The following is a 15,147-nucleotide window of genomic DNA, read 5'->3' as shown; positions in this document are numbered from 1 at the left end:
GCTTGGGTTTTTTTGTTTAAAGCGGATACAACTCAAAAGAATAAAATCATATTAATAAAATAAAATAATTTATACTTTAGTATAACAATTTCAAATAATAGAGGTTATTCATAAAACTAAAAATATATAAACATGCAGTGGTTTGGTAAAGGAAGTAATAATGTAGAAGATGGAAGAAGTGGAGGCGGAGGCAAAACCGTACTTGGCGGAGGTATAGGGATTATTATTGTTGTTTTAGGTTTGTTTTTTGGTAAAGATTTAAGCGGTTTGGTGAGCCAAATTCCTGCAACTGATAATACCGAAGTTAAGCAAGGTGTACCACAAAATGATCCTCAGGCACAGTTTGTTTCTGGTGTTTTAGAATCTACAGAACAGGTTTGGGATCAAGAATTTAAAGCTATGGGCAAGCAATACGAATATCCAAAATTGAGATTGTTTAGACAAGCTGTACAAACTGCATGTGGAAATGCCAGTGCCAACGTTGGTCCATTTTATTGTCCAGGCGATCAAAAGGTGTATATCGATTTATCATTCTACGATGAATTAAAAAACCGATTTGGCGCTGCTGGCGATTTTGCTCAAGCCTATGTAATTGCGCATGAGGTTGGTCATCATGTACAAAATCTTTTGGGAATTTCAGAAAAATTAGATCAAGCTCGCGGACAAGTGAGTGAAAAAGAATACAATCGCTTATCCGTAAAACTAGAACTTCAGGCGGATTTTTTTGCTGGCCTTTGGGCACATAATGCCCAAAATTTAAAAGATTTTAAACTAGACGAAGGAGATATAGAGGAGGCTTTAACTGCGGCTAATGCTATTGGTGATGATAAATTGCAAAAACAGGCAACAGGAGATGTACAGCCAGATTCTTTTACCCACGGAACTTCGCAACAACGCATGTATTGGTTTAAAAAGGGCTTTGAAACAGGAGATATTAAACAGGGCGACACCTTTAATTCGAACAATTTGTAAAAAGTTAAAACCTTTTTAAACTACTGCTGTTTGTTTACAGTTACCGAGAATTTTTTCTCTAAACCAAGCATAATTATCCCGGCTTCTTATTTGTTTTATCAAAGATGATCCTTATAGTTGATGACAGGCCCGAAAACCTGATCTCTTTATCAAAAGTACTCCAAGCACACAATTTTGAGGTTGATACCGCATCATCCGGCGAAGAAGCGTTAAAAAAAGTTTTAAAAAATAATTACGTTTTAATTATTCTGGATGTTCAAATGCCAGATATGGATGGCTTTGAAGTTGCAGAAGCAATCTCAGGATTTAGCAAAGCAAAAGATACAGCCATAATTTTCTTATCGGCTGTAAATACCGAGCTCAAATTTATTACCAAAGGCTATTTAAGTGGCGGGTTAGATTATATTACCAAGCCTGTTGATATTAATGTGCTTCTGCTCAAAATAAAAACCTTTTATCGCATTTACGAACAGAGCCGTAAGCTAAACGAAGTACAGGAAAAACTGCTCGAAGAAATTGAATTCCGAAAGCAGGCTGAGCATAAAAAAGATGAATTTATCAGCATTGCAAGCCATGAATTAAAAACACCTTTAACCAGTGTAAAGGGTTATATTCAGTTGCTTCAGCGGAGCATTAATAAGGATGATAAAGTAACTGCTCAAAATCATTTGAACAAGGCCAGCATCCAACTGGAAAAACTAAATGATTTGATTGTTGATTTACTCGACATCTCCAAAATTGAGAGCGGAAAGCTTAAGTTTAATATGCAATCATTTTGTGCAGATAATATGGTAAACAACGCCATAGAAATGTTGCAACAAAATTATTCAGATTTCAAAATTACCAAGCTCGGTAAAACAGAAGAAATGATTTTTGGCGATGAGGTTAGATTGGAACAGGTGGTGATTAACTTTATTACCAATGCCATTAAATATGCGCCAGGAACCAATCAGGTAAATGTGACGATAAACATTAAGGATGGTCAACTTTATTTGGCTGTTAAGGATTTCGGCATCGGAATTGGAGCTGAGCAGCAACAAAAAATATTCGATAAATTTTATCGCGTAGAAGAAAATAGCAATCGTTTTAATGGCTTAGGTATCGGATTGTACATCTGCTCTGAAATTATAAAAAGACATGGTGGAAAAATCGGCGTGAATAGTGTTCTAGATGAGGGATCTGAATTTTATTTCATCATCCCGATTACCGAAGAAGAAATTCTTAAGGCAGAAGATTAACCGATCAATTTTACCAATCATCAAAAAAAATACTTCCCAATAAATGAAAACAACTCTTAAAAATAATTTACGCTTAGGCTTGGGCTTATCGCTAATTATTCTTTTTATCAGTTCGCTGGCTTCTTATGTTAGCATCAGCAATCTTATTAAAAGCACCGAACTGGTAAAGCATAGTGATGAGGTTATCCTAAACGTAGAGGGAGTTATTTCTACGTTAAAAGATGCTGAGACTGGTCAGCGGGGATATCTTTTAACCGGAAACAAAATTTTTTTGGAGCCCTATAATGGCGCATCGGATAAAGCTTTAAAAACCCTAACCGATATTGAGGTAGAAACCAAAGATAACCCGGTTCAGCAAAAGGATATTGCAGAATTGCGAAATATAATGACGCAAAGGATGAACATCATTAAATCTACAATAGAGATTAAATCTTTAGGTGGACAGGTAGATCCAACGGTTCTGTTTCAGGGAAAAACTTATATGGATCAAGCCAGAGCCGTGGTTAACAGAATGGTTAAGGAAGAAAGAAGGTTGTTGGATGTTAGAACGATAGAGCTAAATAAATTAACCTCTTACACCCCAATGCTGATTTTAATTGCCGCGGTTTTGGCAATCTTAATCACCCTGTTTTTCTATAGAAAGGTGTCTGTAGATTTTGATGAGCGTGTTGGACTTCAAAAGGAGATTGAGGACAAAAAATACGAAATGGAAAAACGCATTGCTGCCATTAAGGAAATTGCCCAGCAAATTTCTAACGGTAACTATGGGGTTAAATTAAATGAGCAATCTAAAGATGATATTGGCGAGCTTTCTGAATCTTTAAACACGATGTCGCTTTCACTTAAAAAATCTTTTGATACCCTTGCTGAAAATGAGTGGTTGCAAACCGGGGTAGCCAACTTAAATGTTAAAATGGTTGGCGAAAAGGATGTTTTCCATTTAGCGGATGATATTATAGAGTTTTTGGTTTCTTACACAAAAAGCCAAATTGGAGCAGTTTATTTATTTAAGGATGATGGATATCTGCATTTAAAGGGTCAATACGCTTTGCACAAACAAGATTTAGCACAAACCATTGAGCTTGGACAGGGTTTAATTGGTCAGGTGGTAAAATCTGGAAAATCTATACTATTGGAAGATGTTCCGCAGGGCGAAATTACCATTAGTTATGCCACTGGAAATATTAAGCCTGCTCAGTTATTGGTGCTGCCAATTGTAAGAAACGGAATTTCTATTGGCGGTTTGGAGCTGGGTACCATTACCCATTTTTCAGATTTGCAATTACATTTTTTAAACCTAGTTTTAGGTGATGTTGGTACGGCTTTGTTGGGGGCACAAAACAGATTGAAACTTCAGCAGTTATTAGAGGAAACTCAAGCTCAATCTGAGGAGTTACAGGTACAGCATAACGAACTCGAAGGAATGAATGCCGAGTTGGAAGCACAATCACAAAAACTTCAGGCATCCGAAGAAGAGCTTCGTGTACAACAAGAAGAGCTGTTGCAAAGCAACCAAGAACTTGAAGAAAGAAGCAGTCTTTTAGAAGAGAAAAATGAACTTATTGAAGAACGGAATGTAGAAATTCAACAGAAAGCGGAAGCGCTGGAATTGAGCACGAAATATAAGTCGGAGTTTTTAGCCAATATGTCTCATGAGTTGCGCACCCCATTAAACTCCATTTTGCTTTTATCAAGATTAATGGCCGAAAATGAAGAGATAGAGAAAGAACATCAGGAATATGCAGAAGTTATTCAAAGCTCTGGTCAAGGTCTGCTAAGTTTAATTGATGAAATACTAGATCTTTCGAAAATTGAGGCCGGTAAAATGGAGCTTGATCGGGCAAATATTAAAATAGATGAGGTTATAGGGAACATGCGTTCGCTGTTTAACCCAGTAGCAAAAGATAAAAATCTAAAGCTTGTTCTCGAAAAAACAGAAGAGGTTCCAGAGTTTTTCCATACGGATAAAATGAGGCTAGAACAGATTCTGAAAAACCTTTTATCCAATGCAATCAAGTTTACAACTCAAGGTTCGGTAACACTAAACATCAATAAAAACGAAAAGTTAAACGCTTTAATTTTTAAAGTTACCGATACTGGCGTTGGCATTGCACCAGAGAAGCAGGCTATGGTTTTTGAAGCTTTCCAGCAGGCCGATGGATCTACCAGACGTAAGTTCGGTGGTACCGGTTTGGGCTTATCTATTAGTAGAGAATTGGCCAAGCTTTTAGGGGGGTATATAGATTTAAAAAGCACCGAAGGAGCAGGAAGTACCTTTACTTTAACATTGCCGATTGATAAGAACAAAGGCTTTGAAGGCGTCTCTAATCCTTGGGAAAAACAAATGGAAGTTGTGGTGCCAGAGGTATCAGTTAAAAAGACAAATAACTTAACGGTAGCCAATATTCCGAAAGAAATTGAAGATGACCGCGATAATATTCAGCCAGATGATAAGGTGATTTTAATTGTAGAAGATGATACGCCTTTCGCTAAAACCCTGCTTGATTTTACACGTAAAAGGAACTACAAAGGGCTTGTAGCCGTACGTGGTGATGTTGGGATTGAAATGGCTAAGGCTTACAAACCTGTTGCAATTTTATTGGATATTCAATTGCCGATTAAAGATGGCTGGCAGGTAATGGAAGAGTTAAAATCGAATCCCGATACTCGGCCAATTCCGGTTCACATTATGTCTTCATTGCAGGTAAAAAAGGAAAGCTTGCTAAAAGGAGCGGTAGATTTTATCAATAAACCTTTTGCTTTCGAGCACATGCAAGAGATTTTCCAAAAACTGGAGCATGCGTTAAGTCGCCACCCTAAAAAGGTTCTTATTGTTGAGGAAAATGAACAGCATGCAAAAGCTTTAAGTTATTTCTTAAGCAATTTTAATATTCAAACGGAAGTCGTAAATCAAGTTAATGAAGGGGTTTCTGCACTCAATAAACCAGAAATCAATTGCGTAATTTTAGACATGGGTATTCCGGATAAACACGCTTACGAAACTCTGGAAGTGGTTAAGAAAACCCCAGGTTTGGAGAACTTGCCCATTATAATTTTCACTGGTAAAAGTTTATCCAAAGGAGAAGAAAATAGAATTAAACAGTACGCAGATTCTATCGTTGTAAAAACCGCTCATTCTTACCAGCGCATTTTGGATGAGGCTGGCTTGTTCCTTCACCTTGTAGAAGAAAAAAGTAAAGACACCATAAAAGCGCCTAAAAAATTCTCTGAATTGCAGGATGTTTTAAAAGGAAAAACGGTATTGGTGGCAGATGATGATGTACGGAATATTTTTTCGTTGACCAAAGTGTTGGAACAGCACCAAATGAAAGTACTTACTGCTACAGATGGTAAAGAAGCCCTAAAATTATTGGCCGAAAATGCCGAAGTAGATGTGGTTTTAATGGATATGATGATGCCTGAGCTAGATGGTTATGAAACAACTACAGCCATTAGACAGGATTTTAAATACAGAAACTTACCAATTTTAGCCGTTACCGCAAAAGCGATGATGGGCGATCGGGAAAAATGCATCGCAGCAGGCGCATCAGATTATATTAGCAAACCGGTAGATATGGATCAGCTTGTTTCTCTTTTACGGGTATGGCTTTACGAAAATCATCATAACTCTTAACCTCTTTTTTAAAATTATGCCTAAAAAATTAATCCTCATAATTGATGATGACAACCGAAACATTTTCGCATTAAAAGCTGTTTTAAAAGCCAAAGGTTTCGATTGTGTATCTGCTACGAGTGCTAAAGAAGGTTTTTCCATCATGGAAGAAAACGAAAATATAGCAATCGTATTAATGGATATGATGATGCCGGATTTGGATGGATATCAAGCCATTTCGGTGATGAAGAAATCGGCGAAGATGCAGAATACGCCAGTTTTGGCTGTAACGGCTCAAGCCATGGTTGGAGATAAGGAGCGCTGTTTATCTGCAGGGGCTTCCGGATACATCTCTAAACCCATAAATGTAGATGAATTATTAATACAGATAGATAACTTTACAAAATAGCTGGTGATAAGTGATGCGATAGATAATGAACAGGTAGAGATTCTATTAAACGATGTTTTAGAAGCTCATGGATACGACTTTCTGGAATATTCTCATGCATCTATAAAACGAAGAATTACGCGTTTGTATGCCATAGATAACTTTGTAAGTTTTGCTGAGTTTAGGTACACCGTTAAAAGCGATAAACAATATTTTAAGCGGTTTTTAGAAGAAATTACGGTTAATGTTACGGAGATGTTTCGCGATCCATCTTTCTATAAGGCCCTTAGAAATGATGTTTTACCAGTATTGGGAACTTATCCGTTTATAAGAATTTGGGTTGCAGGCTGTTCAACCGGAGAAGAGGCTTATTCACTTGCGATAGTTTTAAAAGAACTTAACCTTTTAAATAAGGCACTAATTTATGCAACTGATATAAATCCTTCAGTTTTGGAAAAAGCTAAGAAAGGAATGTTCCCGTTAAATTATTTAAAGCAATACTCTGAAAATTATGTAAACTCTGGCGGGATTAAAGATTTTTCGAGTTATTACACGGCCAATTATTCGTTGGCAAAATTTGATGAAACTTTGGGGTCAAAGATGATTTTTTCTACTCACAATTTAGTTTCTGATCATTCTTTTAACGAGTTTCAGCTAATCTTATGTAGAAATGTGTTGATTTATTTTGATAAGGATCTTCAGCATAAAGTATTCAACTTGTTTGATAGCAGCATAGAAAAACTGGGTTATATTGCATTGGGTAGTAAGGAAAGTTTGGAGTTTTGGCCAAAAGCGAAAGAGTATAAAAGAGTTAAAACCGAAAAAATATGGCGGAAACTTTAACCTTCTCTTGTAATGCATTAATTATTGGAGGCTCTGCCGGAAGTTTAGATGTACTTTTAGAAATATTTCCAGCATTAAGAAGTGAAATTGATTTTCCAATTGTTTTGGTTATTCATCGCAAAGCGAATAACGAAAGTTTGCTAACCGATCTTTTGCAGGCAAGAACAAGTTTAAAAGTGAACGAGGCAGAAGAAAAAAAGGCTTTAGTGGCTGGTAATATATACATTGCGCCAGCAGATTATCATTTGTTGATAGAAGAAGATAAAACAATTTCATTGGATTACTCTGAAAAAGTAAATTATTCCAGACCTTCAATCGATGTTACCTATCAATCGGCAGCAGAGGTATATAAAGAGAGTTTAGTGTGTATTTTGCTCTCTGGCTCTAACGCCGATGGAGTAAATGGCCTGAAAATTGTAAACAATTACGGGGGTAGGGTGGTTATACAGAATCCAAGTACAGCAATTATGCCGTACATGCCTCAACAAGCCATTAATAATGTACATACAGATCAGGTTTTACATGGTAATGAAATGGCGGAATATATTAACAATTTAATTAAACGATAAAGATTGCCTTTCTGGAGATAGATTATGATGGTTACAAAGAAAGTATTTGTTTTTGATGATAATAGGGATATTCTGGATCTTTGCACTTTCATTTTGGAAGATGCAGGTTATCAAATTAAAACATCCGAAAACGCAAATAATATTGAGGAACAGGTTGCGGCTTATATGCCTGATTTAATTTTTATGGACAACTGGTTGCCAGATTTGGGCGGAATTCAAGCTACTAAAGCTTTGAAAAATCACCCAGATTTGAAACATATTCCGGTTATTTATTTTTCAGCAAATAACGATATCTCAGCCTTGGCCAACGAAGCTGGTGCAGATAGTTATTTATCAAAACCTTTTGATATTGCTGCTTTAGAAGAAATTGTTAGAAAGCATTTAAGTTAGTTTTTGCCCCAAATTCTGGTATTTAAATCCAGTTCTTTAATAATATCATACATGAAATTAATTGTGGAGATATCTTCATCTAGTAATTCTGGATTTAACAAGGTTTTAAATATAGGTGCTTCAAAATAATTTCTATCCAGGGGGAAACCAATGTACATTTTTGAGCTTATAAAAGACAGTGTAACGGTATATTTTGCCCGTCTGTTTAATTCCAAAATCCTTTCCATCATAGCAGGTGTTAGAATATATCTGGCCTCAACTTGGTCATTTGCATAAGTTATAAATTCTTTGCAAAATGTTGGGTTTTCAAGCTGTACCACATCATTATCTCCAAAGGAAAATAAATTTTTAGAGAACCATGCGCCAATGGAACTGCCGATATCTTTGGGTCTAACTATGGTTATGCCATTAAAGTTTTTGTTAAAATCGGCGACAAAAATAATTCCTTTAAAAATATCATGCCACTCGGTACGGGTTCCATTTTTGGTTTGTACTTCTGTTTTGTATTCTGCATGTACCTCTGCGAAATAGAAGCCTGTTTTGCCAGCTGTTCCACAAACTAAATCTTCGGTTTTATAACGATCTGGATCTGTTTTAAAAAGTTGAGCGTCGATAAATTCTTGTTCATAAATTCCTTTATATGGATCAATCGTTAAGCTTTGATCTAAGTTTTTTAGGGCAGAACCAATCACATCTCGTTTAAAAGAATCTTTATAAGCATTCAATTCATCACTGATGCGGTAAAGGGTAACCCCGCCAAAAATTATAGGAACTAAACCAGCTAGGATTGAGGGGATTGGAAAACCAAGAACTGAGCCCAAAATCCCCAATAAAATACCGCCACCAATAAAGAGATAGCCTTTGGTTTGTGTGGATGCAATTTTTTTACGCTCAATTTCTAATGTTGCCAGCACACTTTGCAAAGCAACATTACCATCAATCTCCAAACCCATTAACTATTAAAAAGATCTTTGGCACTTACGTTTTTGCGTTCTTCTTCGGCTGTGGCTAAAACAGAAATTTGTTGATATCCCAACATACCCGCAAACATGCTGCCTGGGAACATCATAATTGCATTGTTATATTCGGTTACAGAAGAATTATAGGTTCGTCTTGCTGCGGCAATTTGCTCTTCACTTTCTGTCCAAGTGGTTTGCAGATTAATGAAGTTGGTATTTGCTTTTAAATCAGGATAATTTTCTACGTTAACCATTAAGCCTTTTACGCTTGTGCTTAATTGAGCGTCTAACGAAGCTTTTTCGGCATCGCTAACATTGCCTGAAGTGGCTTTAGATCTAAGCTCAACAATTTTCGATAATGTGCTCGATTCGTAAGTAGTATATTGTTTTACAACCTCAACGAGGTTCGGAATTAAATCGAAACGTTTTTTCAGCATTACATCAATGGCAGAAAACGCATTGGTAACTTGATTCTTCTTTCCGATAAGCGAATTGTAAAAGAAAATTCCGATGATGAATAGGAACGCGATAATAACGAGGGCAATAATCATAGTTGTAGGTTTTGGTTTAGAGAATAAATATAGAAAAACGTTACAAGTTTTAGCGCTTTTCATTTTGTTCTCGTTCCTCTTTTTGATGACGACGTTCCAATCTTTTCAATTTGCGTAACCGATGACTTTCTCTCATTGCTTTAAACTTGGCAATATGATCCCGCATTTCGCTCTGTTTTTCTTCCGTAATGCCAATACTATATTTTATGCCAACAAAGAGACTTTTCCATATTAAATTAAAGAAAGAGGTATTTGCTGGTCTATCATAGCTTACATTTGCAGAAACTAATTTTCCATCTGGCCCTGGGTTTTCAGATTTAATAATCAAGGCATTTGCCAAAAATGAAAGCAGGCCACGTTTTACAAGATGATCTTTTTCTGGATCGTTTTTCATTAACGCAACCGATAAATCAAAATAAGCAAAATCTACCTTTCCCTTTGCGCCAACATCATTTGCCTTAAAATTAAAGGAGAGCTTATCTACGTTTCCTCGGTTAATTCGAACCATGCCCAAAGGTTTTGTAATTTGATTTAACACCCTTGCATTAAAATTTTGCAACTCACCTTTGTAAGAAAATGCGCCATCTTTTGCAGTTAGATTAAAATTAAAATCTAAATCAAGCTTGCCCTGGCCCATTAAATAGGTTGTTAAATTGGCATTCATAAAGGGATTAATAGCCTTAATTTTTTCTACGTTCGTAGCATTACTAATGGTTCCAGATGTGTTTTCGAAAGATAACCGTCCCCGCTGTTTACTTTCTTTATCAAACAGGGAATAAACAATATTTATATCCTTAAGCTTGATTTTTTGAATGAGTATGGGCACACCCAACAATTGCAACAGTTGGTGTGGAAACTTGCCAACTTTGCTTTCTTGTTCTCGCTGAGGCAATTCATTATTGTTAAATACCGAAACATAGCCATTTGCAACAGCCATTTCTTTGGCCCACAATTCCTGCTTGCTGATGTAAAGCGGGAGATCTATTCCATTTAAAGAAATATCGCTCATTTGAATGTCGAAACGATCTTTTGCATAACCTGCAACACGACCGAATTTCATTTCATCATACAATGGCTCTAGAGCGAATTTTTTAACTCTTAATTTGCCCGTAGAAGCTCTAAAATCGAGCTGATTTAAATTAATGTTATAAAGTTTATCTGGGGTTGGATACGAGTAATTCTTTAAGTTAATGACTACATCTTTTAACAAATAAAACCGAGTAGGGTCTTCTGCAGAAGTCGAATCTACAAGCAAATCCGTTAGGCCAATATTTAAATCATCAATAGAAAAAACTTCTGGCTTGGCCACATTTTTATTAATGTATTTAAAGCTTGCATCTCTAAATAAAATAGATTGAATATTAAAAGAGGTTAGGTTTTTTGAGATAATATCATAGGGAGATTTAATAGGTCTTGGAGGTCGATTTTCGTTAAAAACAAATTGTTTATTCGTCATTAACACCTCAGGCTTATCAAACAACACCTCTTCAATTTCCAACTTATGCTCTCGGTAAAGAATCAGCGGATGAAAATGTTTTACTACTAATTTTTTTAATGAAACCTGATAGAGATTATTTGGTGCTCTTTTTAATAGAATTAATTGTTTGTATCGATTCGTATCTGGTTTAATCACCACGTTTTGTAGCGTGGCATTGCCTGTTAAAATGTTGGTAGAAACTTTGGTAAAACTGATTGTGTATAAGCTATCGGTAGATTTATAGAGCAATGTTTTAATTCTATCGGTAAGCATTGGCCTTGATTTTACATTCAAGAACCAAGCGATCCCTGCCAGTAAAATAAAAACAATAAAAACTACGCTGGCAACCCATTTTAAAAATCTATAACGATGTCTTTTTGTATCTGGCATTAATGAAAGGGCTGGTTTTCATTAGCAATATACGCTTATAAACCTATTTGAAAAAAAATCAGTCTCAATTTTGCTGTAAAACCGTATTATTTCTGGTTTTGGCTAGCGCTTATTCTGCTCTTGCCTTGCTTTCCTAGCTTCTTTTCGGTCTTCTCTTTTTTGCTGGCGGATTTTTTTTGCCACATTCTTCTGTTGCTTTATTGGGTCTTTTTCTGGAACAACGCCCACGCCAACAATATCCTTTATACCGACAAAAACCGTTTTCCACATTAGATTAAAAAAGGAGGCCGAATTAATTCGAGTATTCGTCATGGTGGCGGTTCTTGGTGCTTCACCCTTTTTAGGGTTTTCGTCTTTTACCAAAATGGTATTGGCTAAAAATGATAAAAGTCCTTTTTCCTTTGTGCCTTCTCCATCAATATTATCAGACAGCAGTTTAACTTTTAAATTGGTATAAAGCATATTCATAGAGCCTGTGGCCGTTCTCGTATTTCCTGTTGCTTTAAAATCTATCTTCTGCACGTTTCCGCTTTCAATCTCCACTAATCCTAGGGCTGTGGATAAGGGATTGAGCTTGGTGAAATCGAAATTGCCCATGTTTCCACTATAACTGAAAGCACCATTTTTATCTGTTAAGTTAAAATCTATCTTCAAATTTAGTTTCCCTGAGCCCATCAATAACGTATTAAAATTTGCAAGCGCATGATTGTTTTTAGCCAGTTTTAAACTGTCGTTTGTTACATTTAGGATATTTCCGGTTAGCGATTTAAAATCAACAGAACCAATTTTTTTACTTGCTGGATTGTATTCTGAATATTTTAAATTGATGTTTCTAATTTTTACGGTATCAATAGCTATAGGGAAATCCAGTCTTTTTAGAGCTAAATGAGGGAAATTCCTGGCTTTGTCCAAACCTGGGGGTGGAAGCGATTCTCTACTCATAAAAACCTCCACTTTAGCAGGGCCAATCCTCAATGATTTTGCGTGTAATTTTTGGTCGGTATTTAATGCCATAAAATCAACGCCGTTAAATTCTACTTTTTCAAAGCTCAAATTATATCTGTCTTTTTGAACGTTGTATTTTCTAGCGAAAGTTAATTCGGGATACATCGGAATGAGGTTAAATCCCTTTATGGTTATTTTTTTTGAGGCTAGTGATCCGTTAATGGTATCCACCTTCATGGTGTACATTTTATCTTTCGTTAGGGCTTTATAACCAGCAACCTGAAAAGAAATGTCTTTGGTATAATAAAAGCGACTGGTATCGTTTTGCGAAAGAGAATCTAACAGGAAATCGTTCACATTAATATCGAGATGCTTGATTGATTTTTTGGTTTTTTTTGCCAAGCTTCTGTTGATGTAATCGAAATCGGCATCAACAATTTTTATCGATTTAATGTGTAGTGATTTAAAAGTATTCGAAATTTGTTGATATAAGGTTTTTTCTTCTTTAACAGTATCTATAGTTTTTGGAACCTTATTAAAAACCATGTTGATAGAAGGTTTATCTAATAGGATTGCATTTACTTCCGCCCGCTTTTTAAAGTAGGCTGTCAAAATTCCAACCCCGGTAACTTGGAGTTTTTTTAGCTTGATTTCAAAGGTATGTGCGGGAGCAAGTCGTTTTGCCTTTAAAGAATCAAAAACAAGTGTATCTGGCGTTAAGGTTACGTCGCGAAGCGCTAAACTTCCAGTAACTAGGTTTAAATTAATGCTTTTAAAATCTATCTTATATAAATGATGTGAGCCATTATAAACTCCTTCTTTAATTTTTTCGGTTAAAAGCGGTTTCCATCTGGCGCTTAAAAACATAGCACCAAAGGCCAAAATTAAAATTAGAGTACCGAAAATGCTACCAATCCAAATCCAAACTTTTTTACTTTTTTGAGCGACCATAATTTTTCCTTACCAGAGTAGAACATATTGCTAGCCAAAAGGTTTGTTCTGGGAGTTGCTATTCATTGTCGTCTGTTCAGCTGACGGATTTTATGGGTTAAAATTTGTTCCAAAGGAACTCCTGTGGAGCGATCCTGTCCTTTTTGAACTGTGCATTTGAAATCCACATAAACGATGAAATGCGCTAGCTAAATAAGACGGAGTCCTTTCGCTTGCTCTTAGTACAATCTGCTATTCATTGCCGTCTGCTTCAGCTGACGGATAATTTGCCAGTGATTATAAATAATCGCTTTGTAAACATTCTAACTAAACCTGTCAAATTGTCATTTTTAATTTAATTTATGTATTTTTGCTCTCCCAAAATCTTTTTTTAATAATGATTGATTTACAAGTACAGGATAAGACGCATGATGAAGCTAGGCAAGGTGAAGCCGTAATTTTGGACAAACCCATAAAGGCCGACGCTCGCAAATTATATATTGAAAGTTATGGTTGCGCCATGAATTTTGCAGATAGCGAAATTGTAGCTTCAATCCTTTCAGAAACCGGTTTTGAAACCACTGGAGATTATCATCAAGCCGATGTGATTTTCATTAATACTTGCTCTATCCGCGAGAATGCAGAAACTAGAGTAAGAAATCGCTTATCGCAATTTGGTGTAGAAAAACGCCGTAATCCGAAGTTAATTGTTGGGGTTTTGGGCTGTATGGCAGAGCGTTTAAAATCTAAATTTTTAGAAGAAGAACGTTTGGTTGATGTGGTTGTTGGTCCAGATGCTTATCGCGATTTACCCAATTTAATTGAGCAGGTAGAAAGTGGACATAAAGCAGTTAATGTGCTTTTATCTCGTGAGGAAACTTATGCAGATATTAGTCCTGTTCGTTTAAACAGCAATGGAATTACAGCATTTATCTCCATTACGCGTGGTTGTAATAATATGTGTTCATTCTGTGTGGTTCCATTTACTCGTGGTCGCGAGCGTAGTAGAGATGCACATTCTATTGTTGCCGAAGCACAAAGCTTGTTCGAAGCAGGTTATCGTGAGGTAACTCTTTTGGGCCAAAACGTGGATTCTTACACTTGGACATCAGAAGGTGGAACGGAGACCGTGAACTTTGCCCAACTTTTAGAAATGGTAGCATTGATTAATCCAGATTTAAGGGTTCGTTTTTCAACATCTCATCCGAAGGATATTACCGATGAAGTTTTATATACCATCGCTAAATACGATAATATTTGTAATTACATTCACTTGCCTGTTCAATCTGGAAATACGCGTATCTTAGATTTAATGAACAGAACTTATACTCGTGAATGGTACATTAACCGTATCGATGCAATTAAAAATATTATTCCTGGTTGTGCAATTTCTACGGATATCATCGCAGGCTTCTGCACCGAAACAGAAGAAGAACATCAGGATACTTTGAGCATGTTGGATTACGTGAAATACGATTTTGCTTATAATTTCACTTACTCAGAAAGACCGGGAACTTTGGCGGCTCGTAAACTGGCAGATGATATTCCAGAAGAGGTTAAAAAACGTAGACTTGCAGAAATTTTAGCTAAACAACAGGCACATTCTTTATTGCGTTTACAGGAATGGGTTGGTAAAACAGTTAGAGTTTTAATTGAGGGCACATCAAAAAAATCAGATCAAGATTATTGCGGAAGAGGAGATAGTGGTGCAATGGCAATTTTCCCTGCAATTGATGGGGTTAAGCCTGGTCAATACGCAAATGTATTGATCGAGAAATGTACATCGGCTACGCTGATTGGAAAAATAGTTTAGGGTTTCTTCATTGCGAGGCACGAAGCAATCCTAATGCGTTTGCTATAACTCAAAAGGGAGATTGCTTCG

12 protein-coding genes are annotated in these 15,147 nt (G+C 36.2%); 8 read left to right on the top strand and 4 right to left on the bottom strand.

Features of this window, described 5'->3' with window-relative positions:
• Nucleotides 1-132: 132 nt before the first annotated feature.
• From ypfJ to H7U22_RS06530, 7 genes are all read left to right on the top strand, one after another.
• Complete coding sequence (gene ypfJ / locus H7U22_RS06560) at nt 133-972, top strand: KPN_02809 family neutral zinc metallopeptidase (RefSeq protein ID WP_187070555.1); 840 nt, start codon at nt 133-135, stop codon at nt 970-972.
• A gap of 104 nt (nt 973-1,076) precedes the next feature.
• The gene (locus H7U22_RS06555; protein WP_187070554.1) at nt 1,077-2,210 is read left to right on the top strand and encodes a sensor histidine kinase; all 1,134 of its coding nucleotides are present in this window, start codon (nt 1,077-1,079) and stop codon (nt 2,208-2,210) included.
• 43 nt (nt 2,211-2,253) lie between these two features.
• Nucleotides 2,254-5,844 carry a response regulator gene (locus H7U22_RS06550; RefSeq protein WP_187070553.1) on the top strand — a complete coding sequence of 1,197 codons (3,591 nt, stop codon included), beginning with the start codon at nt 2,254-2,256 and terminating at the stop codon, nt 5,842-5,844.
• 16 nt (nt 5,845-5,860) lie between these two features.
• Nucleotides 5,861-6,232 carry a response regulator gene (locus H7U22_RS06545; RefSeq protein WP_187070552.1) on the top strand — a complete coding sequence of 124 codons (372 nt, stop codon included), beginning with the start codon at nt 5,861-5,863 and terminating at the stop codon, nt 6,230-6,232.
• Nucleotides 6,233-6,235: 3 nt separating this feature from the next.
• Nucleotides 6,236-7,054 carry a CheR family methyltransferase gene (locus H7U22_RS06540; protein WP_187070551.1) on the top strand — a complete coding sequence of 273 codons (819 nt, stop codon included), beginning with the start codon at nt 6,236-6,238 and terminating at the stop codon, nt 7,052-7,054.
• Nucleotides 7,039-7,623: a chemotaxis protein CheB gene (locus tag H7U22_RS06535; protein WP_187070550.1), complete on the top strand. Its 585-nt coding sequence runs from the start codon at nt 7,039-7,041 to the stop codon at nt 7,621-7,623. Before H7U22_RS06540 ends, H7U22_RS06535 begins: the two co-directional genes overlap by 16 nt.
• 24 nt (nt 7,624-7,647) lie before the next feature.
• Entirely contained in the window at nt 7,648-8,013 is a 366-nt protein-coding gene (locus H7U22_RS06530; RefSeq protein WP_187070549.1) for a response regulator, read from the top strand.
• On the opposite strand, the gene H7U22_RS06525 is transcribed toward H7U22_RS06530, so the two are convergent.
• The 4 genes from H7U22_RS06525 to H7U22_RS06510 form a co-directional block, all read right to left on the bottom strand.
• A complete protein-coding gene (locus H7U22_RS06525; protein WP_187070548.1) occupies nt 8,010-8,966 on the bottom strand; it encodes a DUF3137 domain-containing protein in 957 nt (318 codons plus the stop codon). The two genes, H7U22_RS06530 and H7U22_RS06525, sit on opposite strands and share 4 nt — an antisense overlap.
• On the bottom strand, nt 8,966-9,523 hold the full coding sequence (locus H7U22_RS06520; protein WP_187070547.1) for a LemA family protein: 558 nt from the start codon (nt 9,521-9,523) through the stop codon (nt 8,966-8,968). The genes H7U22_RS06525 and H7U22_RS06520 overlap by 1 nt, the downstream gene beginning before the upstream one ends.
• A 49-nt stretch (nt 9,524-9,572) precedes the next feature.
• Nucleotides 9,573-11,390: a hypothetical protein gene (locus H7U22_RS06515; protein ID WP_187070546.1), complete on the bottom strand. Its 1,818-nt coding sequence runs from the start codon at nt 11,388-11,390 to the stop codon at nt 9,573-9,575.
• Between the two features lie 102 nt (nt 11,391-11,492).
• Nucleotides 11,493-13,286, bottom strand: coding sequence for an AsmA family protein (locus tag H7U22_RS06510; protein WP_187070545.1), 1,794 nt, complete (start codon nt 13,284-13,286; stop codon nt 11,493-11,495).
• Nucleotides 13,287-13,662: 376 nt separating this feature from the next.
• On the opposite strand from H7U22_RS06510, the gene miaB reads away from it, so the two are divergent.
• Nucleotides 13,663-15,078, top strand: a complete 1,416-nt coding sequence (miaB, locus tag H7U22_RS06505; RefSeq protein WP_187070544.1) for a tRNA (N6-isopentenyl adenosine(37)-C2)-methylthiotransferase MiaB — start codon at nt 13,663-13,665, stop codon at nt 15,076-15,078.
• Nucleotides 15,079-15,147: the final 69 nt, after the last annotated feature.

The organism is Pedobacter fastidiosus, assembly GCF_014306625.1.
Taxonomy (GTDB): Bacteria; Bacteroidota; Bacteroidia; order Sphingobacteriales; family Sphingobacteriaceae; genus Pedobacter; species Pedobacter fastidiosus.
The sequence above is the reverse complement of the archived record's forward strand: the minus strand, read 5'-3'. Positions and strand labels throughout refer to the sequence as shown.